The organism is Stenotrophomonas sp. STEN054 (genome assembly GCF_056854535.1).
In genome coordinates, this window is record NZ_JBXFWG010000018.1 from 23,442 (window position 1) to 45,864 (window position 22,423).

The 22,423-nt window shown below is 66.9% G+C and carries 22 protein-coding genes and 1 other RNA gene; 14 read left to right on the forward strand and 9 right to left on the reverse strand.

The features are described 5' to 3' along the window. Positions 1 to 30 precede the first annotated feature (30 nt). Positions 31 to 1,059, reverse strand: a complete 1,029-nt coding sequence (locus AC1VXD_RS09410) for a LysR family transcriptional regulator (protein ID WP_108768548.1) — start codon at positions 1,057 to 1,059, stop codon at positions 31 to 33. Between the two features lie 146 nt (positions 1,060 to 1,205). Here AC1VXD_RS09410 and AC1VXD_RS09415 point away from each other — a divergent pair, with 146 nt between their 5' ends. From AC1VXD_RS09415 to AC1VXD_RS09445, 7 genes are all read left to right on the forward strand, one after another. Further along, entirely contained in the window at positions 1,206 to 1,433 is a 228-nt protein-coding gene (locus AC1VXD_RS09415; protein ID WP_482991832.1) for a hypothetical protein, read from the forward strand. Next, positions 1,430 to 2,200, forward strand: a complete 771-nt coding sequence (locus AC1VXD_RS09420) for an SDR family NAD(P)-dependent oxidoreductase (RefSeq protein ID WP_482991833.1) — start codon at positions 1,430 to 1,432, stop codon at positions 2,198 to 2,200. The genes AC1VXD_RS09415 and AC1VXD_RS09420 overlap by 4 nt, the downstream gene beginning before the upstream one ends. A gap of 91 nt (positions 2,201 to 2,291) precedes the next feature. Next, on the forward strand, positions 2,292 to 3,512 hold the full coding sequence (locus tag AC1VXD_RS09425; protein WP_482991834.1) for an efflux RND transporter periplasmic adaptor subunit: 1,221 nt from the start codon (positions 2,292 to 2,294) through the stop codon (positions 3,510 to 3,512). A gap of 127 nt (positions 3,513 to 3,639) precedes the next feature. Continuing rightward, positions 3,640 to 6,810 carry an efflux RND transporter permease subunit gene (locus AC1VXD_RS09430; protein WP_482991835.1) on the forward strand — a complete coding sequence of 1,057 codons (3,171 nt, stop codon included), beginning with the start codon at positions 3,640 to 3,642 and terminating at the stop codon, positions 6,808 to 6,810. Positions 6,811 to 6,873: 63 nt separating this feature from the next. Beyond that, positions 6,874 to 7,611: an SDR family oxidoreductase gene (locus AC1VXD_RS09435; RefSeq protein ID WP_482991836.1), complete on the forward strand. Its 738-nt coding sequence runs from the start codon at positions 6,874 to 6,876 to the stop codon at positions 7,609 to 7,611. After that, a complete protein-coding gene (locus tag AC1VXD_RS09440) occupies positions 7,605 to 9,026 on the forward strand; it encodes an efflux transporter outer membrane subunit (protein ID WP_482991837.1) in 1,422 nt (473 codons plus the stop codon). The genes AC1VXD_RS09435 and AC1VXD_RS09440 overlap by 7 nt, the downstream gene beginning before the upstream one ends. Positions 9,027 to 9,176: 150 nt before the next feature. Next, positions 9,177 to 9,440: a hypothetical protein gene (locus AC1VXD_RS09445; RefSeq protein ID WP_482991838.1), complete on the forward strand. Its 264-nt coding sequence runs from the start codon at positions 9,177 to 9,179 to the stop codon at positions 9,438 to 9,440. 16 nt (positions 9,441 to 9,456) lie between these two features. Here AC1VXD_RS09445 and AC1VXD_RS09450 read toward each other — a convergent pair whose 3' ends face one another. Next, a complete protein-coding gene (locus AC1VXD_RS09450) occupies positions 9,457 to 10,314 on the reverse strand; it encodes an endonuclease/exonuclease/phosphatase family protein (protein WP_482991839.1) in 858 nt (285 codons plus the stop codon). 204 nt (positions 10,315 to 10,518) lie between these two features. Here AC1VXD_RS09450 and AC1VXD_RS09455 point away from each other — a divergent pair, with 204 nt between their 5' ends. Next, on the forward strand, positions 10,519 to 12,627 hold the full coding sequence (locus AC1VXD_RS09455) for a TonB-dependent receptor (RefSeq protein ID WP_482991840.1): 2,109 nt from the start codon (positions 10,519 to 10,521) through the stop codon (positions 12,625 to 12,627). Positions 12,628 to 12,647: 20 nt separating this feature from the next. Here AC1VXD_RS09455 and AC1VXD_RS09460 read toward each other — a convergent pair whose 3' ends face one another. Continuing rightward, a complete protein-coding gene (locus AC1VXD_RS09460) occupies positions 12,648 to 14,657 on the reverse strand; it encodes an esterase/lipase family protein (RefSeq protein WP_482991841.1) in 2,010 nt (669 codons plus the stop codon). A 118-nt stretch (positions 14,658 to 14,775) separates the two neighbouring features. Here AC1VXD_RS09460 and AC1VXD_RS09465 point away from each other — a divergent pair, with 118 nt between their 5' ends. Further along, on the forward strand, positions 14,776 to 15,231 hold the full coding sequence (locus AC1VXD_RS09465) for a methyltransferase family protein (RefSeq protein ID WP_482991842.1): 456 nt from the start codon (positions 14,776 to 14,778) through the stop codon (positions 15,229 to 15,231). 16 nt (positions 15,232 to 15,247) lie between these two features. Here the strand turns inward: AC1VXD_RS09465 and AC1VXD_RS09470 are convergent, their stop codons facing one another. The 3 genes from AC1VXD_RS09470 to ssrA form a co-directional block, all read right to left on the reverse strand. Then, the gene (locus AC1VXD_RS09470; protein ID WP_482991843.1) at positions 15,248 to 15,718 is read right to left on the reverse strand and encodes a hypothetical protein; all 471 of its coding nucleotides are present in this window, start codon (positions 15,716 to 15,718) and stop codon (positions 15,248 to 15,250) included. A gap of 93 nt (positions 15,719 to 15,811) precedes the next feature. Further along, complete coding sequence (locus tag AC1VXD_RS09475) at positions 15,812 to 16,186, reverse strand: NINE protein (RefSeq protein ID WP_482991844.1); 375 nt, start codon at positions 16,184 to 16,186, stop codon at positions 15,812 to 15,814. A 154-nt stretch (positions 16,187 to 16,340) separates the two neighbouring features. After that, positions 16,341 to 16,733, reverse strand: a transfer-messenger RNA (tmRNA) gene (ssrA, locus tag AC1VXD_RS09480). A gap of 221 nt (positions 16,734 to 16,954) precedes the next feature. Between ssrA and AC1VXD_RS09485 the strand changes: the two genes are divergently transcribed. Both AC1VXD_RS09485 and AC1VXD_RS09490 read left to right on the forward strand, forming a co-directional pair. Then, the gene (locus AC1VXD_RS09485) at positions 16,955 to 18,004 is read left to right on the forward strand and encodes a hypothetical protein (RefSeq protein ID WP_482991845.1); all 1,050 of its coding nucleotides are present in this window, start codon (positions 16,955 to 16,957) and stop codon (positions 18,002 to 18,004) included. Positions 18,005 to 18,113: 109 nt separating this feature from the next. Then, positions 18,114 to 18,686 carry a hypothetical protein gene (locus AC1VXD_RS09490; RefSeq protein WP_313053952.1) on the forward strand — a complete coding sequence of 191 codons (573 nt, stop codon included), beginning with the start codon at positions 18,114 to 18,116 and terminating at the stop codon, positions 18,684 to 18,686. A 90-nt stretch (positions 18,687 to 18,776) separates the two neighbouring features. On the opposite strand, the gene smpB is transcribed toward AC1VXD_RS09490, so the two are convergent. Next, positions 18,777 to 19,280, reverse strand: a complete 504-nt coding sequence (gene smpB / locus AC1VXD_RS09495) for an SsrA-binding protein SmpB (RefSeq protein ID WP_079221548.1) — start codon at positions 19,278 to 19,280, stop codon at positions 18,777 to 18,779. Positions 19,281 to 19,337: 57 nt separating this feature from the next. On the opposite strand from smpB, the gene AC1VXD_RS09500 reads away from it, so the two are divergent. Next, a complete protein-coding gene (locus tag AC1VXD_RS09500) occupies positions 19,338 to 19,763 on the forward strand; it encodes a type II toxin-antitoxin system RatA family toxin (protein ID WP_079221549.1) in 426 nt (141 codons plus the stop codon). Positions 19,764 to 19,766: 3 nt separating this feature from the next. Continuing rightward, positions 19,767 to 20,024 (forward strand): RnfH family protein, encoded by a 258-nt coding sequence (locus tag AC1VXD_RS09505; protein ID WP_482991846.1) that lies wholly within the window; start codon positions 19,767 to 19,769, stop codon positions 20,022 to 20,024. A 36-nt stretch (positions 20,025 to 20,060) separates the two neighbouring features. Here the strand turns inward: AC1VXD_RS09505 and AC1VXD_RS09510 are convergent, their stop codons facing one another. After that, positions 20,061 to 20,450 carry an outer membrane protein assembly factor BamE gene (locus AC1VXD_RS09510; protein WP_313203887.1) on the reverse strand — a complete coding sequence of 130 codons (390 nt, stop codon included), beginning with the start codon at positions 20,448 to 20,450 and terminating at the stop codon, positions 20,061 to 20,063. Positions 20,451 to 20,553: 103 nt separating this feature from the next. Between AC1VXD_RS09510 and fur the strand changes: the two genes are divergently transcribed. Next, positions 20,554 to 20,967 carry a ferric iron uptake transcriptional regulator gene (gene fur / locus AC1VXD_RS09515; RefSeq protein WP_164074970.1) on the forward strand — a complete coding sequence of 138 codons (414 nt, stop codon included), beginning with the start codon at positions 20,554 to 20,556 and terminating at the stop codon, positions 20,965 to 20,967. 77 nt (positions 20,968 to 21,044) lie between these two features. On the opposite strand, the gene AC1VXD_RS09520 is transcribed toward fur, so the two are convergent. Continuing rightward, a complete protein-coding gene (locus tag AC1VXD_RS09520) occupies positions 21,045 to 22,346 on the reverse strand; it encodes an SGNH/GDSL hydrolase family protein (RefSeq protein ID WP_482991847.1) in 1,302 nt (433 codons plus the stop codon). Between the last annotated feature and the right edge of the window lie 77 nt (positions 22,347 to 22,423).

The following is a 22,423-nucleotide window of genomic DNA, read 5'->3' on the forward strand; positions in this document are numbered from 1 at the left end:
GTGCCGGCCGGCGGCCGGCACTACCGTCGGTCATGCCGCAGCAGTGACCTTCTCGAGGATGCGCTTGCCACTGCTTTCCAGCGCGGCGTCTTCCTTTTCCTGCTGCTGCCGTGCCAGCTTTGCCGCCGGGCACTGCGCCAGCATGTAGTTGGCGTCGAAGTTGAGCTTCTCCACCAGGAAATCGACGAAGGCACGCACCTTCGGTGAGACCAGGCGGCCGCCGGCAAACACCGCGTTGAAGTCCACTTCCGGGCCGGTCCAGCCGGCCAGCACGCGGCGCACCATGCCCGATTCGACGAACGGCTTGGCCATCACGTCGCCGGTCAGCAGCAGGCCTTCGCCGCACACCAGCGCGCCATTCAACGCCGACATGTCGTTGGCGGTCATCAGCGGCGTCACCGGGAAATCGCGCAGCTCGCCACCGTTTTCGCCCAGCTGCCAGGTGAATCGCGGAGAATTGCCGGTGTGGTACGGCTTGCGCATGGCCAGGATGCGGTGGAACTGCAGTTCTTCCGGGTGCAGAGGCTCGCCGTAGCGTTCGATGTAGGCCGGGCTGGCAAACACCTGCGTGCGCAGGCTGCCGAGCTTGCGCGCCACCAGGTTGGAATCGGGCAGGGCGCCGACGCGCAGCGCAAGATCAGCTTCGCCTGCAATCAGGTCCAGCTTCTCGTTGCCCAGATGCATGTCCAGGCGGATTTCCGGGTACTGCGCATGGAACTGGCCCAGCAGCGGCGCGATCCAGGTGATGCCGATGGCGTAGGGCACGGTGAAGCGCAGCCAGCCACGCGGGCCGGACTGCAGCTGGCTTACCGCGCTTTCGGCTTCTTCCAGCTCGCGCGCGATGCGCTGGCAATGCTCGTGGTAGATCGAACCGGCTTCGGTCAGGCCGAGGCGGCGCGTGGTCCGATGCAGCAGGCGCGCACCCAGGCGCGTCTCCAGCTCCTGCACTTTGCGGCTGACCGTGGTCTTGGGCAGGCCGAGCGATTTGGCAGCGGCAATGAAGCTGCCTTGCTCGACCACCTTGACGAAGATCAGCGTCTCGTTGAGATCGTGGGACATGGTCGGGATCCTGGACGGCGGGGATGGGACAATCGTGACAGATCGATTGGACCGGGGACGGGATGATTATTCCCCTTAATCCGGACTAATCAAGTAAAGGTTTGAGGTCTATCGTGGCGCCATTCGTGAAATGGAGCTCGTCCCCCATGAGCCTGCGCAACATTCTTGACCACTTCCGGCGTGCCGGCCAGAACGCTCTGGACCAGGCCATGACCGTGGAAGCCCGCCCGAGTTCCTTGGTATACAAGGATTTCCGGGAGTTCACCGCGCCCGTCCGTAGCCAGCGCGGCAGTTCGATCCGTCTGGTCCCCCGTCAGGGCGACCGACTGCGTCGAATTGGGACTATCCCGGATTTGGGAGGAAATGTCCCGTGAATGGGATTCTGACGCCCGAAGTGTTGGTCCTCGGCGGCACCGGTGCCGTCGGCCAGGGCGTGGTCGGTGCCCTGCTGGAGGCCGGCAGTCCGGTCCTGGTGGTGGGGCGCGATCCGGGCCGACTGGCGGCACTGCACGAGCTGTTCGCCGATGAGCCCGGCCTGCAAACGATGCTGGGTTCGCTCAGCGACGACGGCTCGGCACGGGTGCTGGCCGAACGCGTGGCGCAGCGTCCGCGCCCGCTGGCCGCCGTGGTCGCGGCAATGGGCGGCCCGTACAACCGCGGCCGTGTCATCGACCGCAGCGGCGATGCCCTGCTGGGTGCGTTCCAGGCCGACCTGATGCCGCACGCCCACGCGGTGCGCCACCTGCTGCCGCTGCTGCAGGAAAACCCGCATGCCCGCCGCTACGTGATGATCGGCAGCCCGGCCGGTGCCAAGCCCTGGGCTGGCTACGGTGAAACCTCGATCACCACCGCCGCGCTGCGCATGTACGCGCAGGTCGTGCACCAGGAAGCGCAGGCACTGGGCGTGCGTGCGCAGATGCTGGAAGTGTGCAGCCCCGTGTGCACCCCGGCCAACGCGGCCAACGCCTGCATCGAGTGGCCCAGCTCGCTGCTGGTCGGTCGCCGCGTGGTGTCCCTGCTCGATGGATGCCGCGACAACCGCGCCATCGTCCGCTGCGACAGCAGCGATGCGGAACTGCCGCGCGGCCTCTTGAACCTCGATCTGCCACCCCTGTGGCGCGACACCGCAGGCGTTGCTTGACCTTAACCATCGTTGAGGTCGCAGGCTACGCCGCCGATTTACCGATCTTCGATTTACACGCACTACCACCCCTTCCGTACGGATGCCTGCCATGACTTCCCCCAACACCACCCCACATCGTTTCAGCCGTCGCCTGGCGATGGCCGGCGTCTCGATCCTCGCAGCCGCGGTGCTGGCCGCCTGCAGTGGCGGCCATGCCGAAGAGGCCGGCGCACCGCCTCCGCCGCAGGTCAGTGCCGCCCCGGTGCTGGTCAAGCCGATCAGCCAGTGGGACGAGTTCAGCGGCCGCGTCGAGGCCGTGCAGAGCGTCGAACTGCGCCCGCGCGTGTCCGGCTACATCGACAAGGTCAATTACGTTGAAGGCGAAGAAGTGAAGAAGGGCGCTGTCCTGTTCACCATCGATGCCCGCAGCTACCAGGCCGAGTACGATCGCGCCGCCGCCGAGCTGGCCCGTGCCCGCACCCAGGCCAGCCTGGCCCGCAGCGAGTCCGAGCGTGCCAAGCGCCTGTCCGAGCAGCAGGCCATCTCCACCGAGACCGCCGAGCAGCGTCGCGCTGCGGCCGACCAGTCCGGTGCCGCGGTGCAGGCCGCGCAGGCCGCACTGGATGCTGCCCGCCTCAACCTGGAGTTCACCAAGGTGCGCGCGCCCATCGACGGCCGTGCCGGTCGCGCGATGGTCACCGCCGGCAACCTGGTCACCGCCGGCGACAGCGCCAGCGTGCTGACCACGCTGGTCTCGCTGGACACGGTATTCGTGTACTTCGATGCCGACGAGAGCACCTTCCTGCGCTACGCCCAGATGGCCCGCAAGGGTGAACGCCCGAGCGAGCGTGACAGCGAACTGCCGGTGAAGGTCGGCCTGTCCGGTGAAGAGGGTTACCCGCACACCGGCAAGGTCGATTTCCTCGACAACCAGGTGGCCCGCAGCACCGGCACCATCCGCGTCCGCGCGCTGCTGGACAACGCCGACCGCCAGTTCACTCCGGGCCTGTTTGCCCGTGTGCAGCTGCTCGGCAGCGGCCAGTTCCAGGCCATGCTGATCGACGACAAGGCCGTGCTGACCGACCAGGACCGCAAGTACGTGTACGTGGTCGACAAGGATGGCAAGGCCCAGCGCCGCGACATCCAGCTCGGCCGCACCGCCGAAGGCCTGCGGATCGTCGAAAGCGGCTTGGCCGCGGGTGACAAGGTCATCATCGACGGCGTGCAGAAGGTCTTCATGCCGGGCATGCCGGTGCAGGCCAAGGCGGTGGCCATGCAGCCGCCGGCCGCCGCACCGGGCCGCGATGCCACCGCCTCGCTGAACCACTGATCCGCCGTCTCCTGATCCACGTTTCCGCTTAGCTGTCGGCGCCAGCGGCAGCCTTCCCTGCCTTCGTCAGATTGACGAGGGGCGGGGCGGCTGTTGCCCGTCGGCGGCATTTCCCAGGAATTCCTCGATGGACTTTTCCCGTTTTTTCATCGACAGGCCGATCTTCGCGGCGGTGCTGTCGATCGTGATCTTCGCCGCCGGCCTGATCTCGATCCCGTTGCTGCCGATCGGCGAGTACCCCGAAGTGGTGCCGCCGTCGGTGGTCGTGCGCACGGTCTACCCGGGCGCCAACCCCAAGGTCATCGCTGAAACCGTGGCCACCCCGCTGGAAGAGGCGATCAACGGCGTCGAGGGCATGATGTACCTCAAGTCGGTGGCCGGCTCCGATGGCGTGCTGCAGATGACCGTCACCTTCCGCCCGGGCACCGACCCGGACGCGGCGGCGGTGAAGGTGCAGAACCGCGTGGCACAGGCGCAGGCGCGCCTGCCCGAGGACGTGCGCCGGCAGGGTGTGACCACCCAGAAGCAGTCGCCGACCTTCCTGATGGTGGTGCACCTGACCTCGCCCAATGGCAAGTACGACACCCTGTACCTGCGCAACTACGCCCGCCTGCACGTCAAGGACGCGCTGGCCCGCATTCCGGGCGTGGGTGATGCGCAGATCTTCGGTGGCGGTGACTACGCCATGCGCGCCTGGCTGGACCCGGACAAGGTGGCCTCGCGCGGCCTGACCGCCAGCGACGTGGTTGCCGCCATGCGCGAGCAGAACGTGCAGGTCTCGGCCGGCCAGCTCGGTGCGGAACCGCTGCCCGACAGCCAGTTCCTGACCCTGATCAATGCCCAGGGCCGTTTGAAGTCCGAGAAGGAATTCGGCGACATCGTGCTCAAGAGCGGCACCGAGGGCGAGATCGTGCGCCTGTCCGATGTGGCGCGCGTTGAACTGGGCGCCGGCGACTACACCCTGCGCTCGCAGCTGGACGGCAAGAACGCGGTGGGCATCGGCATCTTCCAGGCACCGGGCGCCAACGCGCTGGAAATCCGTGATGCGGTCATCGGCACCATGGACGAAATGCAGAAGACCATGCCGGCCGACGTCAAGTACGAGGCGGTGTATGACACCACCATCTTCGTGCGTGACTCGATCAAGGCCGTGGTCTCCACCCTGCTCGAAGCCATCGCCCTGGTAGTGCTGGTGGTGATCCTGTTCCTGCAGACCTGGCGCGCCTCGATCATTCCGCTGATCGCCGTGCCGGTGTCGGTGGTGGGTACCTTCGCTGCGCTGTACCTGCTGGGCTTCTCGATCAACACGCTGAGCCTGTTCGGCCTGGTGCTGGCGATCGGCATCGTGGTCGACGATGCGATCGTGGTCGTGGAGAATGTTGAACGCAACATCGAGGAAGGCCTCACCCCGCTCGCGGCGGCCCACCAGGCCATGCGCGAAGTGTCCGGCCCGATCATCGCGATCGCGCTGGTGCTGTGTGCCGTGTTCGTGCCGATGGCCTTCCTGTCCGGCGTCACCGGTCAGTTCTACAAGCAGTTCGCCGTCACCATCGCGATCTCCACGGTGATCTCGGCGATCAACTCGCTGACCCTGTCGCCGGCCCTGGCCGCGCGGCTGCTGAAGCCGCATGACGCTGCCAAGGATGCGCCGACGCGCCTCATCGACCGCCTGTTCGGCTGGGTGTTCCGTCCGTTCAACCGCTTCTTCAAGTCCAGCTCGGAAAAGTACGAGCGTGGCGTTTCGAAGATCCTCGGCCGACGCGGCGCGGTGTTCGTGGTCTACGCGATCCTGCTGGTCGGTACCGGCTTGGTCTTCAAGGTGGTGCCGCCGGGCTTCATCCCGACCCAGGACAAGCTGTACCTGATCGCCGGTGTGAAGCTGCCGGAAGGCTCATCGATCGCGCGTACCGATGAAATGCTGCGCAAGGTCGCCAAGATCGCCCAGGAAACCGATGGCGTTGCGCACACCATTTCGTTCCCGGGCCTGAACGCGCTCCAGTTCACCAACACGCCCAACACCGGCGTGGCGTTCATTCCGCTCAAGCCGTTTGCCGAGCGTCATGGCCGTACCGCTGCGCAGATCAATGCCGAGATCAACCAGAAGATCGCCGGGCTGCAGGAAGGCTTCGCCTTCGCGATGATGCCGCCGCCGATCCTGGGCCTGGGCAACGGCAACGGCTACCAGATGTTCATCCAGGACCGTGGCAACCTGGGTTACGGCGCGCTGCAGAATGCCGTGCAGGCGATGCAGGGCACCGTCGCGCAGACCCCGGGCATGGCTTTCCCGATCACCAGCTACCAGGCCAACGTGCCGCAGCTGGATGCGGAAGTGGACCGTGTCAAGGCCAAGGCCCAGGGCGTGCAGCTCACCGAGCTGTTCGACACCCTGCAGACCTACCTGGGTTCGGCCTACGTCAACGACTTCAACCAGTTCGGTCGTACCTGGCAGGTAATCGCCCAGGCCGACGGCCCGTTCCGCGAGAGCGTTGAAGACATCGGCAAGCTGCGCACCCGCAATGATCGCGGCGAGATGGTGCCGATCGGTTCGATGGTCACCATCAAGCAGACCTTCGGCCCGGACCCGGTGCTGCGCTTCAACGGCTATCCGGCCGCCGACCTGGCCGGTGAGGCCGACCCCCGCCTGCTGTCCTCGGCCGAAGCGATGAACAAGCTGACCGAGATCGCCGGCAAGGTGCTGCCGGTGGGCATGACCACCGAATGGACCGACCTGAGCTACCAGCAGGCCACCCAGGGCAAGGCCGCCTTCATCGTGTTCCCGGTGGCGATCATGCTGGCCTTCCTGGTGCTGGCGGCACTGTACGAAAGCTGGTCGCTGCCGCTGGCGGTGATCCTGATCGTGCCGATGACCCTGCTGTCTGCCCTGTTCGGCGTGTGGATGACCGGTGGTGACAACAACGTGTTCGTGCAGGTCGGCCTGGTGGTGCTGATGGGCCTGGCATGCAAGAACGCGATCCTGATCGTCGAGTTCGCCCGCGAACTGGAAATGGGCGGCAAGGGCATCGTTGAAGCGGCGCTGGAAGCCTGCCGCCTGCGGCTGCGTCCGATCGTGATGACCTCCATCGCGTTCATTGCCGGCACCGTGCCGCTGGTGCTGTCCCATGGTGCAGGCGCTGAAGTGCGCTCTGTCACCGGCATCACGGTGTTTGCCGGCATGCTGGGCGTGACCCTGTTCGGTCTGTTCCTGACCCCGGTGTTCTACGTGGCCCTGCGCAAGTTCGTCACCCGCAACGGCGGTGGCCAGCTGGTGCAGCATGGCGAGTCCACCCTCCATCACTGACATGCACTCCCGCGGTCGCCGCCCCGAGCGGCGGCCGCTTTCCCCAAACCAAGGCATGAATCCATGAACACCCATCAGAACAAGATCGCGCTGGTCACCGGCGCCACCCGTGGCATCGGCCTGGAAACCGTGCGCCAGCTGGCCCAGGCCGGCGTGCACACGCTGCTGGCCGGCCGCAAGCGCGAAACCGCGGTGGAGCAGGCCCTGCTGCTGCAGGGCGAAGGCCTGCCGGTGGAAGCCATCCAGCTGGACGTGACCGATGCCGCTAGCATCGCCGAGGCCGTCGAGCAGGTGCGCCAGCGCCATGGTCGCCTGGACATCCTGGTCAACAACGCCGGCATCATGATCGAGAACCCGGCGCAGGCGCCGTCCGAGCAGTCGCTGGATACCTGGCGCCGCACCTTCGACACCAATGTGTTCGCGCTGGTCGCGGTCACCCAGGCCTTCCTGCCGCTGGTCAAGCAGGCCAAGTCCGGCCGCATCGTCAACGTGTCCAGCATGCTCGGCTCGCAGACCCTGCACGCCGATCCGAACTCGGGCATCTACGATTTCAAGATCCCGGCCTACAACGCCTCCAAGGCGGCGGTGAACAGCTGGACCCTGGCCCTGGCCTACGAACTGCGCAACACCCCGATCAAGGTCAACACCGTGCACCCCGGCTACGTGAAGACCGACATGAACGGTGGCAACGGCGAAATCGAAATCAGCGAAGGCGCACGTTCCAGCGTGGAAATGGCGCTGGTCGGTGACGCCGGCGCCAGCGGCAGCTTCACCTACCTGGGCGAGGTGCTGCCATGGTGATCCGCACGTTGGCGATGGCCATCTCCAGCCTGGTGCTGGCCGGGTGTGTCAGCGTCGGCCCCAATTACACTGCCCCGGCACAGGAGCCTGTGGTCCTGCAGGGCGCACAGCAGGCGGTGTACAGCACCGCTTCGCCGGTGGCCAGCTGGTGGGCGCAGTTCGATGATCCGGTGCTGGAAGAACTGGTGCACGGCGCACTGTCGGAGAACCTGGACCTGCGCGTGGCCGTGGCCCGCGTCAGCCAGGCCCGTGCGGTGTTCGTCGAGAGCCGCTTCGACCAGGCCCCGCACGTCACCGCTGACGGCAGCTACGACCGCCGCAAGCAACCCGATCCGCAGCTGGGTGGGCAGCGGGTGTTCAGTGAAAGCTACCAGCTCGGCTTCGATGCGGGCTGGGAGCTGGATCTGTTCGGCCGCAAGCGCCGCGCTGCAGAAGCCGCGCGCGCCGACCTCGGTGCCGAGCAGGCCAACCTGGCCGATGCACAGGTGCTGGTCGCCGCCGAAGTGGCACGCAACTACTTCGAGCTGCGTGGCACGCAGAAGCGCATCGCGGTGGCCCAGCACACGCTGGAAAACCTGCGCGATACGCAGAAGCTGACCGAGGCGCGCTGGGAACTGGGTGCCGGCAGCGAACTGGATGTGCAGAGCAGCCGCGCCCGCCTGAAGGCGATCGAGGCCGACATCCCGCTGCTGGAAGTGTCCGAGGCACAGTCGCGCAACCGCCTGGCGGTGCTGCTGGGCCAGCGCCCGGAAGTGCTGACCGCGATGCTGGCCCCGCAGGACGTGCCGGCATTTGCCAAGGCGCTGCCGCTGGGTGACACCCGCGAACTGCTGCGCCAGCGTGCCGACGTGCGCGTGGCCGAACGTCGTCTCGCCGCCGCCACCGCGCGTGTTGGCGTGGCCACGGCCGATCTGTTCCCGCGGCTGTCGCTGTCCGGTTTCGTCGGCTTCCTCGGCGGCGATGCCAGCGGGCTGGTCAACGGCAACAACAAGGCCTGGTCGCTGACCCCGTCGCTGAGCTGGGCGGCGTTCGACTTCGGCACCGTGCGTGCACGCCTGCGTGCCAGCAAGGCTGAGGCCGAAGGCGTGGCCGCGCAGTACGAGCAGGCCGTGCTGCTGGCGCTGGAAGACACCGAGAACGCGCTGACCCGCTACTCCAAGCAGCAGGCGCGGCTGGCCATCGTGGTCGAGCAGGCGCAGGCGGCGCGGCGTGCCGAATCGCTGGCGCAGATCCGCTTCCGCGAGGGTTCGGAGGACTTCCTGACTCTTCTGGATGCGCAGCGTACGCAGCTGGCCGCTGACGATGCACTGGCCGCGGCCGAGGCCGAGGTCAACGTCAGTGTGGTCGGTGTCTACAAGGCACTGGGCGGCTGGGGGCAGTCGCCGCAGGCGCCGAGCGTGGCCCAGGTGCGGTAACCGCAGGGTTGCAGTACCCACGAAGGGACGGATGCGCAGGCATCCGTCCCTTTGTTGTATCTGGCCCGCTGCCGCCATGACGCTTCTGACTCTGCCAGAACGCTGGCCCCCCGTAGTAACTAATAGGGCAGGTTCCAAGGAGCGGCGGCAATGACTGACGACAAGCAATCGACGCAGCGGGTGCTGTTCGGCGATCCCGGCCTGCCTGGCGCAGGCCTGTCCGTAGTGGTGGTGGCGCTGCTGGTGCTGGCCGCGTTGGCAGTGGCCATCGGCTTCCTGCGCCTGCCCGATTCGCTGCTGGCGCCAGGCCTGGTAGGCATCGGCCTGTTCCTGGCCATCACCGCACGCATCTGCCAGGCCCGCGACCAGCATCAGGCGCTGTATCGCCTGCTGGGCAGGCGGCCACCGCCGTAGCGATGGCCGCACGCGCTCAGGGCTTGGGCCAGTCCAGTTCGACCACCAGCGGGAAGTGGTCCGACGGCAGCACGCCGCCGATGCGACGGTCGTCGGTGGTGAAGCTGCGGGCATGGAAGCCGCGCACCAGCACCCAGTCCAGCTGCACGGTGGCCTTGCCGGTGAAATCGTGGAAGGTCTCGCGCGGGCCCTTCGGCGCCTTCACCTGGGTGCGGGTGTCCTGCAGCACGCGGGTGAACGCCTTGTAGGTCTCGCTGCCCGGCTCGGTGTTGAAATCACCGGTCAGCACCACCGGCAGGTCGGCCGGGAGCGTCTGCACGCGCTTGGCGATCAGCTCGGCACCCTTGATCCGGCGCGGCTCGTCTTCGTCGCGATAGGGCAGGTGGGTATCCATGAAGTAGAAGCGGCGGCCATCGTCCAGGCGGCGGAACAGTGCCCAGGTGACCATGCGCGGGTACAGGTTGCCCCAGGTGATGCTGCCCGGCACGTCCGGCGTATCGGACAGCCAGAAGTTGCCCGATTCCTCGATGGCCAGCACCTTGGTGTCGTAGAACACGCCCATGTGTTCGTCGCCGTCGCCACCGCGGCGGCCTTCGCCGAACCAGCGGTAGCCAGGCAGGTGGGCGGCCAGGTAGGTGGCCTGCTCCTGCACCAGTTCCTGGGTGCCGACCACGGCCGGGTGCGCATCGAGGATGACCTTGACCATGACATCGCGACGGTCGTCCCAGCGCTTGCCGGGGTCGGTATCGGCCGGGGTGCGCACGTTGAAGGACATCACCTTCAGCGGCGCAGGTGGCTGGGCTGCCCAGGCAGCGGCAGGCAGAGCGAGAGCCAGCAGCGCGCACAGTGCGGGCCGGCGAAGATGCGACAACATCGTGGAATCCCTCCATTCCATGAAAACGGTTTCACAGAGCATGCCATGTAACGGGCGGAGGAGGTGTGCCGGGATGGGCGGCTGGCGAACGCTGGGGGCCCTTTGGTCCGGCGCATGGATTGACGCATTCAGACACGTCGGGAAAGATACGCCCCTGTTCCGGGCCAGCCATATCGCCACGCCCTCCCCCCAAGAGGAGTTCACGTGCTGAGATATTCGCGGCTGACGGTCGCCATTTCGTTGCTGGTCTGTGCCCACGCCCACGCCGAGCAGGGTCCGCCCGAGGCGCGGACGCTGGACAAGGTCATCGTGACCGCCTCGCGTACCGGTCAGGACGCCGCCACTGCGCCGCAGACGGTGGTCATCATCGGCCAGGAACAGATCGAGCAGCAGCTGCGCCTCAGCAGCAATTCGTCCGATGTGCTGTCCAGCCTGCTGCCCTCGTACACGCCCAGCCGCGGCAAGATGAATGGTAGTGGCGAGACCCTGCGCGGACGCACGCCGCTGATCCTGGTCGATGGCATTCCGCAGTCGAATCCGCTGCGCCCGACCGGTCGCGAAGCACATACCATCGATTACGCGCTGGTCGAGCGCGTCGAAGTCATCCAGGGCGCCAACGCCATGAACGGACTGGGCGCTACCGGGGGCACCATCAACCTCATCACCCGGCGCCCGGAGCCGGGTGCGGTCAACCAGCACGTGGGCGTGCAGACCACGCTGCCGACGTCCGAGGTGCGCGGCGAAACCACCGGCTACCGTGCCGATTACCGCATCAGCGGCAGCAAGGGCAAGTGGGATTACCTGGTCGGCGCGGGTTATGAAGACCAGGGCCTGTGGGTGGACGGCGAGGGCACGCCGATTGGCGTGGACGTCACCCAGGGCGACCTGATGTCGACCCTTGCCTACGACCTGCACGCCAAGCTGGGCTACTGGATCGATGACAACCAGGAACTGCAGTTCAGCAGCAACCGCTACCGCATCAAGTCCAAGGCCGAATACGTGCCAGTGGCCGGCAACCGAGATCTGGGCGTTCCCACCACGTCGGTGCGTGGCACGCCGCCGGGCACGCCGGCCTGGAACGATGCCTGGACCACCGGCCTCAGCTACACCCACCATGACCTCGCGGGCATGGAACTGAAGGCGATGGTGTTCAACCAGGAATTCGAAGGTCTGTTCGGCGCCGACAACTCATCCACCTTTCAGGATCCGCTGATCGCACCGGCCGGCACGCTGTATGACCAGTCACGCTCGACCGCCTCGAAGTGGGGCTCCAAGACCAGTCTGGGCCGCGACGACCTGCTCGGCGGCGACCTGAGGATCACTGCCGGCGTGGACACGCTGCGCGACAGTGGCAAGCAGGATCTCTACGGCACCGGCCGCACCTACGTGCCCGATTCGCGCTACAGCAGCGTGGCCGGCTTCGTGCAGGCCGACTACAAACTGCTGCCGCAGCTGACCGTGCAGGGCGGGTGGCGCCGCGAAGAGGCCGACCTGCGCATCGACAGCTACACCACGCTGTACCGCTACAACCGCGTGGCGGTGCAGGGTGGCAAGCTGAAGTTCCAGCAGAACCTGCGCAACATCGGCCTGGTGTACGCGCCTACCGAGCGCTTCAACACCTTCGCCAGCTATTCCGAAGGCTTCGGCATGCCCGACGTCGGCCGCGTGCTGCGCTCGATCAACACGCCGGGTACCAACGTGGAATCGCTGCGTTCGTTGCAGCCGCTGCTGACCCGCAACAGCGAGATCGGCGTGCGCTACCGCTCGCCGTCGTGGGAAGCCGAGGCCAGTGCGTTCCAGTCGCGCTCCGAGTACGGCACACGGGTGATCGCAGTCGACGGCGCGTTCCAGCTGGCCCGCGAAAAGACCGCTATCGAGGGCCTGGATGCGAGCGTGCGCTATCGCCTGAATGATGCGCACCGCCTGGGCCTGTCCTATGCCTGGACGCGTGGGCGTTACGACAGCAATGCCGATGGCAGGCTCGACGCGCGCCTGGACGGCCTGAACATCGCACCGAACCGCGTCATCGCCACCTGGTCGGCGCAGTGGACGCCGGAGCTGTCGACCTTCGTGCAGGGGCAGTACGCCTTCAGCCGCAACTTCGACGAGGCCGCCAAGGAGTTCAGCGGCTACGCGCTGTTCGATCTGGGCGTCGACTACAGGCTTGCCAAGGGCAAGGTGAATCTGGGCATCGCCAACCTGTTCGACCGCCAGTACATCACCTACTACTCTCAGAGCGCGCTGATCGAACCAGCGCGGTACTTCGCCGGGCGTGGGCGGACGGTGACGCTGGGCTACAGCCTGGATTTCTGAGCCAGACCGGGCGGGCAGGATTATTTCTGCCCGCCATCATGCGCCTGCATGTCCTCGTGCAGGATGCGCCGCAGTTCGACGATCGCCGGCGTGGCTTCCTGCACGCTGTGCCCGGACACGATCACCTTTTCCGAGACCGCGTGGGGCAGGTGCGAGCTCCAGTAAGGCACCAGTCCGTCGTCAGTCTTTTCCAGCGGTCCATCGGCGTTGAGGCGGGCGATGATCGAGTGGTAGCGTACGCGCGGTGACATCGGCAGATTGGCCACGGCCCTGACAAACGGATCGTCCTTGTCCAGGTTCTGGATGCTGTTCATCCGGTAACCCTCTCCGGCGCCCTTGCCGCCAGGGGTACCGGCGTCATCAGCGCCGGCAATGTCCTCCAGGACGGTCAGTGGCAGGCGGACCAGGCGGCCGATCCAGCGGCCCAGGCGGGTCCCGGCCACGTCCGTGCCCCGGTGCGGGGTGGCGATGAACACCACCCGCGAAATCTCCGGCTCAGGCTGGAACGTCAGCACCGGCGCGCCGCGGGTACGCAGCAGCTCGCGCTGGGCGGGACTCATCTTGGCGGTCGCCAGCAGCGTGTCCACCAGGTGGTCGCCGGAGGAAGAGACCAGCAACCGGGAAATCACCCCGCCCATGCTGTGCGCGACCACCACCATGTCATGCGATGCCTGCGCCTTTCCGGCCGGGTCGTAGTGCTGCATCACGTCGTCCAGCGTATGCCGGATCGCATCGTGGCTGAGGGCGATCGGCATGTTGGTCGGGTAGTAGAACTGCCAGACCTGGAAATTCCGCCGGATCTCGTCGTCGCGCATCAGCTCGTTGGCCACGTTCACCCAGGCCTCCGGGCTGCTGGCCAGGCCGTGGATCATCAGCAGCACGCGGCGGTTGGGGTCGTAGGGCTGCAGCATGAACAAGTGCGGACGGTCGATGCCGCCCTTGCTGCCGAACAGGCTGCGCAGCGACTGCCGGCTGAAGTTGGAGCGGGCCAGCCACAGCGCATAACCCGCGGTGAAATTGGCGGCCAGGGGCACCTTCTGCCCGTGCAGTTCCACCGCCGCGATCTGGTAGGGATCGTGGATCTCCACCGTGGGCGTCTGGTCATGCAGTACTTCCCACAGATTGGCGCCGGAGAAGCGCAGCAGCACCGTGATCGAGGGCGAGGGCATGCCACTCCAGCTGTGCGCGAGCGGTGCATCAGGGTCCGCCGTCTGCCCGGCTGCGTGTGCAGCGCTCGGCCCGGCACTGGCCGGGTCGGCCATCACCGCGACCAGCTCGGCACCAAAACCATCGCGGCGCTGCACCCGGCGCAGCGTGCCGGTAAAGGACAGCGAAGCGGCGGGCACCAGTTCGATCGGCTCCCGGGTGTCCTGGACCACGCCCTTGTCCGCAGGCGCCAGCACGAAGGTCCAGCGGCCCAGCTGCAGGCGGCCCTCCTTGTTGCGCACGCTCTGGCTGGAATACGCGTCGAACAGCATGACCGCCGATTCCTGGGCGGCCAGGTTGTAGTAGTCGCGCACCTGGGTCTGGCGATCCTCGAAGCCGCGCTGGTTGGCCGTGCGTTCGGTGAAGAAAAGGTAGGCGTAGGCCTGCCGAGCGACCTGCATCCATGCATCCATCCGGGGCTGGAAGCTGGGGTCGGCCACCCGCATGGCGGTTGTCGTACCTCGCTTCTGCTTGGGGGCGGGCATGGCCATGGCCTGCTGCAGCCACAGCTCGGCCAGCGTCGACCGCTTGTCTTCCTCGCGGACCACGATGCTCGCTTCCATCGCCTCGATGCAGGGCAGACCAGGCTTGGCACAGGTGGTCTCGTCCAGGCCGGCCACCCGCAGCGTTTCCATCGTGGCCGCACTCAGCCTGCCGCTGGTGAGGATGTCGCCGCGCTTGAGCGCGATGTACTGGCCCGGGGTGACCGAGGCCACCTGCACCGAGGGGCCGAATTGCCGCAGCGTCGCACATCCGTTGAGCAGCAGCAGCGCGGTGACGATCAGGGTCGTGCGGCGGATGATGGAAAAACGGGTGGGGGTCATGTACGGCTCCAGCGCGGTCGCGCAACTCTAGCGGTCACGGCGTCAACGCGGAAGCACGCTGGTCGCTTCGCGCCTGCCAGGTGTGGCAGGCTCTCGCATCGACCGACAGTGAGCATGCATGCAGAAGCTGGAAACACGGATTCCACCGCCGCTGCTGATGCTGCTGTGCGCGGTATCGGGGTATCTGCTGGCCCGCGTATGGCCATGGCCGGTCTTGCTGGTGCCCGTCTGGGGTGTGGTGGCCCTGATGCTGTCGGGGCTGGCCCTGAACCTTCTGCCCAAGCTGGCCTTCCGCCGCGCGCGGACCACGGTCAACCCGCTGCGCCCGGCCTCCGCCACGTCGCTGGTGACCGGCGGCATCTACCGCCACACGCGCAACCCGATGTACCTGGGGCAGGCGCTGGTGCTGCTGGGCGCAATGCTGTGGCTGGGCAGTGCCGCGGCCCTGCTGGTGGTGCCGCTGTTCGTCGGCTGGATCACCCGCTTCCAGATCCTGCCGGAGGAGCGGGTGCTGTCCGCCCGGTTCGGCGCCGACTATGCCGCCTTCCGGCGCGACGTGCGGCGCTGGCTGTAGGGCAGGGCGCCTGCGCTCAACCTGCGATCTGGCAGGTCACCGACGCCGAGTACCCTTCGTAGTCATCGGCCGCGCCGACATGCAGGGTGTGCTTTGCGTCCACCTTGCGGATGTACGACGGCGCTTCGGTCTCTGCGTCTTCATTGACCGCGGTGACCGACAGCTGTCGGCCCACCTGCGTGGCAGCCACGTCCTTCAGATAGACATGCAGGCTCTTGCTGCCGCCGGGGGCGGTGTCGACGCTGGCGCTGTCCACGCTGCCGCCGAACAGGGCGACCTTGCCGCCCTGGGTCTCGAACACGCCGCCCCGCAAGTGCGTCAGGCCGGCAGCCTGCAGCGCTTTTTCGGCCTGGGCCTGGGTGAAGTCCGAGCCGGCCTTGCAGGCCAGCAGGGTTTTCAGGGCTGCAGTGCCCTTGTCCGTCGGCGCCGCGGCGATTGCGGTGCTGGTGGCCAGGAGGAGGAGCAGGGCGGTGATCTGGCGTTTCATGGCAGGTCCCTCTGGCGTTCGGGGGGGCGGTGGTCGGGCACGGATCGAGTGTGGGCCAGCCCGCAGCCGATTGCACGGGTCGCAGCGCGGAACTCAGACCATGCGCACGCCGGCGGCGTCGGTATCGACGGTGATGATTTCGATCAGCGCCCACAGACCGGTGATGAGCAGGCCGATGAACAGCCAACCCAGCAGCAAGGTGATGACCAGCTGGGCCACGGCACGGCCGTGGTAGCCGGCGTAGAAGTTGTGGATGCCCAGCCCGCCGAGGAACAGGCCCAGCAGGACGTAGGCGACGCGGGCACGCGCGACGGGTTGCGGCTGTGCATGAGGGGCGGCGTACGCCGATGCCGCATGCAGTGGCGGCGGGGTCGGGCGGTGGGCGCCGATCGGGGCGCCGCAGCCGACGCAACTGGCGGCCTTGTCACTGACTTCGCGGCCACACTCCATGCAACTCACCAACGCCATCGTTCTGTTCCCTGTGCTGGGCGGGGGATCCGCCGGTCCAAAGCAACATTATCGGTGGTGTCGGGCGAAATGCGGCCGTAGAACAGGCAACAAAAAAGCCGGACCCCAATCGACGGGAGTGTCCGGCTTTTCGTGCCCCGAAGGGCGGTACAGATGGTGGAGGTGGGCGGAATTGAACCGCCGTCCGAAGGCACTCCATCCCCAGCACTACATGCTTAGCTCACCGTTGAATCTCATCCCCGAGCAGCACGGTGTGCAAAGCGCACCCGGGAACCAGCCTGTTGTGTTCTAGTGCCGGACTGACAGGCAACCGCCCAGCGCGATTCCATGATAATGACTCTACGCTGCGAGCATGGACACAAGCAGTTTCGAGGCTCCGCCTAAGTCGGCAGAAGGTCACGCACCGCAGTTTTTAGGCTGCGAGAGCGACCGGAGCGTAGTTGTCGTCGTTGGCAACTAGAGTTTTGCAGCTGGATTTACGAGGACAGCTACCCCCTCGGCATGCGCCAGGCGACTTCACAACCCCCGTCGAAACCAATGCACCCCCGGTTTCTTCAAGTCTTGCAAGGCTTTCAGGTGCCTTATTGCCCAAGGACCCGCCTAACGACACCAATGGTACGGCAATCTTCCTGAACAGTCACGCTCGGCGGACGTGTGTGTGGGTGAGGGCACCCTGCCGAGGGACATGTTGTGACTGCGTGCTGGCCGTGCTCGAATCAGGCCATTCAGTCTCCAGGGGGACATCGGATGTCAGTCAGGTCATGGGCAGTGCAGTTCGCGTGCATCGCTGTTCTATTACTGCTGGCCCAATGGGCCCGTGCCGAGCCGCAAGGCCTTTCGCGACAGGCATCACCCCTGGTGACTGTGGGCTACGACGAGGCCTTCGATCTGTTCAACCTGCTCGACAACCTGCCTGACTGGCTGCCGGGCTATACGAGCGCGATCTACAGGGAAGACTGGGAGCGCCGCTTTGGGCTGGATGCGCAGGATCGTGCCGTGCTCAAGGAGTACGCCCGCTTCCGCCAGCGCACGTCCCCCATGGTTAGGGAGGACGACAATGCGCGGCCAGTGGCGGAGCGCTTGTTTGCCGGCAGCGACACCCGCGTCGGCGACCCCTACACCGGCTACTTCCAGAATGCCGCGTCATTCACGGCTGCCGCGAATGCCGCAATCGCTGCTCAGGCGCCTGCCGACCACGAGCTGTTGCGGCGCTACTATGCGCGGTTCGAGCCCCGTGCCCGCGAGCTGCTGGCAGGGGCTGGACGCTTCATCCAGCAGCAGGAAGCCTTGACCCGGGAATTGGCGGCGCCGGAGACAGCCGTGTTCGTCGCGCGCATGCGCACCTTCTACGCCGCCGAGGCTGCGCCTGTCTTCCAGGTTCGTTTTGTGTGGTGGCCGTACGCCAACCGCACCCAGGCCAAGCTGCGAGGCGGGTCCATCGTGCTGTTCTCGCCGCCGGGTGTGGAGGACGACTGGGCGCCGATCGTGCTGCACGAGTACGCGCACTTCCTTTCGGCTGGCCAGCCCGCGGCCGGGCGTGAGGCATTGGCGGCAGCGTTCGCGCGGTTGTGCCCCGCGGCCCTGGCCCTGCCCAATCCGTTGAACGCATTGGAGGAGCCGCTGGCGATCTACTGGGGCCAGTACCGGTTTGAGCGGGAGGTGCGTGGGGTGACGCTTTCGAGCCAGTCTTCGTGGTACGTCCAACCCCATGCCGACCGCGCGGCGAAGGCGATCGCGGCCGCGTTTCCGGCGGATCAGCCCGCGCCCGTGCTGAGTGAGGGCCCGCTGCTACAGGCTGCGGCGTCTGTGTGCGAGTGAAGTCGAGGGATTGCCGCATGCCCGTCATAGCGGATTGCTAACTTCATTGGCACGATTTTGCGACACACTGGCGGCCAACATCCGAGCCAGGAATGACACGGAGACCCGGGTGACCGACACCATCCAACAACGCAGTCTGCGACAGCTGATCGGGCCGGTAGGCGCCGACTACCGCCGACGCGCGTTGCCGCCCGGCTGGGTCTGGGCGGTGCTGGCCGCGATCGTCACGGCGGCCTGCCTGACCGCGTTGCCGGCGACGGCGGCGGTGTTCCTGGTGGCCAGCGCGGTGGTGGTGTACTGGCCGCGACGCGACCAGGCCCTGGTGCCGGGCTGGCGCATGCTGGCCCTGGCCGTGCTGGCGGTAATGGTCTGGGGCCCGGACGTCATCGCGCAATGGTTCGAGCACGGGGCGGCGGTGGCCCTGCTGACCCTGGCCTCGTTGAGCATCCTGACCCATGTCCGCCGCAGCTGGGCGCTGTCGCAGCAGCTGCAGCACCAGGCCGATGCGCTGGATGACCAGCAGCTGCTGGCTTTGTTGCCTGACGATGCGGCCCAGCTGGCAAAGCAGTGGCGGGCCGGCGATGACCGGCATGCGCCGGAGCTGGCGGTGGTGATGCACCTGGCGGTGATGCATGCGGCGCTGGCGCCGCGGATGCGCGGGCAGGGCATGCTGGCGGGCTGATCGCCCACCTTCCTGTAGAGCCGAGCCATGCTCGGCTGCCCTGCAACCAGTAGAGCCAAGTCGAGCATCGCTCGACTCTACAGACAGCTGTTACGCGTCGCGGTTTCCGCGACGCATCACGCGCTGCTTCTCGATCGCCCAGTCACGGTCCTTGGCGGCATCGCGCTTGTCGTGGGTCTGCTTGCCCTTGGCCAGCGCCACTTCGAGCTTGATCTTGTTCTTGCTCCAGTACATGGCCGTGGGCACGATCGTGTAGCCATCGCGCTCGACCTTGCCGACCAGCTTGTCGATCTCGTTCCGGTGCAGCAGCAGCTTGCGCTCGCGCCGGTCGTTGGCCACCACGTGGGTGGAGGCCTGGATCAACGGGGTGATCTGCGCGCCGATCAGGAAGATCTCGCCCTGCTTCACGTAGGCGTAGGCGTCGATGATGTTGCCGCGCCCGGCGCGGATCGACTTCACCTCCCAGCCCTGCAGGGCCAGGCCTGCCTCGAAGCGTTCCTCGATGTGGTACTCGTGGCGGGCACGCTTGTTCAACGCGATGGTTTTGTTGGCCGTCGCGTTCTTTGCTTTATCCTTGCCGCTGTTCTTGCTCATTTCCGTATTGTCTCCGATTCGGGCCCGCCCGGTCGATTGCCGAAACGCGCCGTCTTTATGCCTACTATCCGCCGCAGCGCCCTGGTCGAACACTCGGCCGCGCGCATGTTCGACCTGGTCAACGATGTCCAGGCCTATCCGCGCCGCTTCCGCTGGTGCTCGGATGCCCGCGTCCTGGAACAGGGCGAGGACCGCCTGGTCGCCCGCCTGGATCTGGGCCTGGGTTCATTCAGCACCTGGTTCCAGACCGAAAACACCCTGCAGCGCCCGCACAGCATCGATATGCAGCTGCGCGACGGCCCGTTCAAGCAGCTGCACGGTCGCTGGGAATTCCATGCCCTGGCCGAGGATGCCTGCAAGGTCACCCTGACCCTGGAGTTCGAGCCGAAATCCCGCCTGCTCGCGCCAGCGCTGGCAATCGGTTTCCAGGGCCTGGCCGACCGCATGGTCAACGACTTCGTCCGCGTTGCCGACGAGGGCTGAGCGATGATCGAGGTCGAGGTGGTGCTGGCCTGGCCGCAGCAGGTGCTGTCACGCCGGCTGCAGCTGCCGGAAGGCGCGACCGTGGCCGAGGCCATTGCCGCCGCCGCCCTCGAAGGCAGTGCCGACTGTCCGGCCGCTGCCGTGCATGGCGTGCCCGCACGCCCGCAGCAGGCGCTGCTGGATGGCGATCGGGTGGAGCTGCTGAGGCCTCTGCAGGCCGATCCCAAGGAAAACCGCCGGCGTCGCGCGCGCGGCGATTGATTCCAGGGTCCCGCCCCGAGGGGCGGGTCGAAAGGCTCAGCGGCCCTTCTTCTTGTCCTTGGCCAGGTTGCGGCCGAACTGACGCACGGTCTGCTGCGCGAGGGCCTTGTCGTTGGCAGGGAAGTAGTCGCCTTCCCAGCGGGTGACGGCGTCGTTCTCGAAGTACACGGTGAAGTTCTTCACTTCGGTACGGCCGAGACGGTCGATGCGCTGGCTGGCGGTGTAGTCCCAGCGCTGGGCGTGGAACGGGTCCGGCACGGACGGGGTGCCCAGCAGGGCGTTCACCTGCTGCTTGCTCTGCCCGACCTGCAGCTTGGACACGGCATCTTCCCGGATCAGGTTGCCCTGATAGATGGGTTGCTTGTAGATGATGCCGCACCCGGTGGTGGACAGGGCGACGGCGGCGACCAACAGAAGATTGCGCATCGGTACTGGCGGTTGGGGAAATCAAACCGATGATACACTCCCGGCGTGCCACCGCGACCCAATCCGAGGCAGCTGGCGCTAAATCGCCAATGAACGGAGACCTATGGAAACCCACGACCTGCGTAAAGTCGGCCTGAAGGTGACCCATCCGCGGATGCGGATCCTGGCGCTGCTCGAGCAGCGCGATGCGCAGCACCACCACCACATGACCGCCGAAGACATCTACCGCCAGCTCTTGGAGCACGGCGATGAAATCGGCCTGGCCACGGTGTACCGGGTGCTGACCCAGTTCGAGGCCGCCGGCCTGGTGCTGAAGCACAACTTCGAAGGCGGCCAGGCCGTCTACGAGCTGGACCGCGGCGGCCACCACGACCACATGGTCGACGTGGACAGCGGCAGGATCATCGAGTTCGAAAGCCATGAGATCGAGGAGCTGCAGCGCAAGATCGCCGCAGACCACGGCTACGAGCTGGAAGAGCACTCGCTGGTGCTGTACGTGCGCAAGAAGCGCAAGTAAGGCGCTGCAGCCATCTGCGGATGCATGAAGACCCCGGGCCTGCCCGGGGTTTTTCGTTGCTGGGCCTGGTGCTGGGGTCAGAGCCCTTTGCTGGCGCAAAGGGATCCGACCCCGGCCGACCCCGGCTCGTGCAGTAGATCCACGCCCTGCGTGGATGTCCCAAGCAGCGCGTCCAGATCCACCACCTCGGCCATGGCCCGGTTGCCGGCATCGCCGGGGTGCAGGTGGTCACCGGAATCAAAGGCAGCGGCCATCCGCGACGGTTCTGCCGGGTCGCGCAGGGCCGCATCCAGGTCGACCACCGCATCGAAGGGGCTGTCCGTGCGCAGCCAGTCGTTCAGCTGGCGGCGCAGCGCGTCCTTGTCTGCGTCGTAGTAGTTCTCCAGCGGCGTGCCGGGCAGGGCGCCGGCGAACGGCGGCAGGGTCGCGCCGAGGATGCGCAGGCCGTGGCGGCGGGCCTGCTGGGCCAGTGCCCGATAGCCGGCCTGCAGCCCGGCCAGGGTAGGGCGGGGCTCATCGCGGGCGAAGGCGGTGCCCGGCCAGCTGATGTCGTTGATGCCGATCAGCACGATCACGCTGGCCACGCCGGGCTGGTCGATCACGTCGCGTTGGAAGCGGGCGAGGGTGGCTGCGCCCATGCCATCGCGCAGCAGGCGGCCGCCGGAAATGCCGGCATTGACCACGGCAATGCCACGCGGGGCCAGACGGGCGGCCAGATGGTCGGTCCAGCGCTGGTCCTGGTCCAGGGTGGCGGTCGCGCCATCGGTGATCGAATCGCCGATGACCACGACGCTGCGCGCGCTGGCCGGCGCCTCGACGTCGATCCCCGCCAGCAACGCGCGCGCCGTGGTGGGGCGGGCGTCGTGCAGCGTGCTCGCCGGGCTCTGGTCGCCCGGCGCGATCCAGCTGGTCTGGCGGCCTTCCCAGTGGAAGGTCTGCAGCGGGGTCGGCCCGGCCAGGTAGGTGCTGACCTGCACCTGCTGCAGGTTGCGGGTCGGCAGGGCGAGCGGATCGCTCACGCACTGCTGGCCCGGTGCGATGCGCACGCCCGGCTGACCATCGAAACGCAGGGCCAGCGGCGGCGCATCGGCCTCCACCGCCACGCTGGCCGCATCGATCTGCAGCGGCTGCGTGCCGTGGGCGTTGCTCAGTCGCACCCGCAGGCGCGGCCCGCCCAGGCTGATGCGCGCGGTCTGCCGGAAGGTCTGGTTGTCCAGCTGTGCGGGCAACAGTGTGGGGAACAGGAAGTCCTGTTTCCACACCGGTTGCGGGCTGGCCTGCCAGCTGGCGACCCAGTGGCTGGGGCTGGCAGGTTGAGTGCCGGCGGTGCCGGACAGGGCGATCAGGGCAGTGGCGGCAAGATGGCGAAGGTCGTTCATCGGTCAATCCCGGCAGGTGGACGCGCCATGGTGATTGCGGCCCCATCTGTGAACTAGACTGCGGATGGATAATCATC

What these genes read in the sequence shown, in the direction of transcription:
- AC1VXD_RS09410 (WP_108768548.1), bottom strand. Translation starts at nt 1,059, where the DNA reads ATGTCCCACGATCTCAACGAGACGCTGATCTTCGTCAAGGTGGTCGAG.
- AC1VXD_RS09415 (WP_482991832.1), top strand. Translation starts at nt 1,206, where the DNA reads ATGAGCCTGCGCAACATTCTTGACCACTTCCGGCGTGCCGGCCAGAAC.
- AC1VXD_RS09425 (WP_482991834.1), top strand. Translation starts at nt 2,292, where the DNA reads ATGACTTCCCCCAACACCACCCCACATCGTTTCAGCCGTCGCCTGGCG.
- AC1VXD_RS09430 (WP_482991835.1), top strand. Translation starts at nt 3,640, where the DNA reads ATGGACTTTTCCCGTTTTTTCATCGACAGGCCGATCTTCGCGGCGGTG.
- AC1VXD_RS09435 (WP_482991836.1), top strand. Translation starts at nt 6,874, where the DNA reads ATGAACACCCATCAGAACAAGATCGCGCTGGTCACCGGCGCCACCCGT.
- AC1VXD_RS09440 (WP_482991837.1), top strand. Translation starts at nt 7,605, where the DNA reads ATGGTGATCCGCACGTTGGCGATGGCCATCTCCAGCCTGGTGCTGGCC.
- AC1VXD_RS09445 (WP_482991838.1), top strand. Translation starts at nt 9,177, where the DNA reads ATGACTGACGACAAGCAATCGACGCAGCGGGTGCTGTTCGGCGATCCC.
- AC1VXD_RS09450 (WP_482991839.1), bottom strand. Translation starts at nt 10,314, where the DNA reads ATGTTGTCGCATCTTCGCCGGCCCGCACTGTGCGCGCTGCTGGCTCTC.
- AC1VXD_RS09460 (WP_482991841.1), bottom strand. Translation starts at nt 14,657, where the DNA reads ATGACCCCCACCCGTTTTTCCATCATCCGCCGCACGACCCTGATCGTC.
- AC1VXD_RS09465 (WP_482991842.1), top strand. Translation starts at nt 14,776, where the DNA reads ATGCAGAAGCTGGAAACACGGATTCCACCGCCGCTGCTGATGCTGCTG.
- AC1VXD_RS09470 (WP_482991843.1), bottom strand. Translation starts at nt 15,718, where the DNA reads ATGAAACGCCAGATCACCGCCCTGCTCCTCCTCCTGGCCACCAGCACC.
- AC1VXD_RS09475 (WP_482991844.1), bottom strand. Translation starts at nt 16,186, where the DNA reads ATGGCGTTGGTGAGTTGCATGGAGTGTGGCCGCGAAGTCAGTGACAAG.
- smpB (WP_079221548.1), bottom strand. Translation starts at nt 19,280, where the DNA reads ATGAGCAAGAACAGCGGCAAGGATAAAGCAAAGAACGCGACGGCCAAC.
- AC1VXD_RS09500 (WP_079221549.1), top strand. Translation starts at nt 19,338, where the DNA reads ATGCCTACTATCCGCCGCAGCGCCCTGGTCGAACACTCGGCCGCGCGC.
- AC1VXD_RS09505 (WP_482991846.1), top strand. Translation starts at nt 19,767, where the DNA reads ATGATCGAGGTCGAGGTGGTGCTGGCCTGGCCGCAGCAGGTGCTGTCA.
- AC1VXD_RS09510 (WP_313203887.1), bottom strand. Translation starts at nt 20,450, where the DNA reads ATGCGCAATCTTCTGTTGGTCGCCGCCGTCGCCCTGTCCACCACCGGG.
- fur (WP_164074970.1), top strand. Translation starts at nt 20,554, where the DNA reads ATGGAAACCCACGACCTGCGTAAAGTCGGCCTGAAGGTGACCCATCCG.
- AC1VXD_RS09520 (WP_482991847.1), bottom strand. Translation starts at nt 22,346, where the DNA reads ATGAACGACCTTCGCCATCTTGCCGCCACTGCCCTGATCGCCCTGTCC.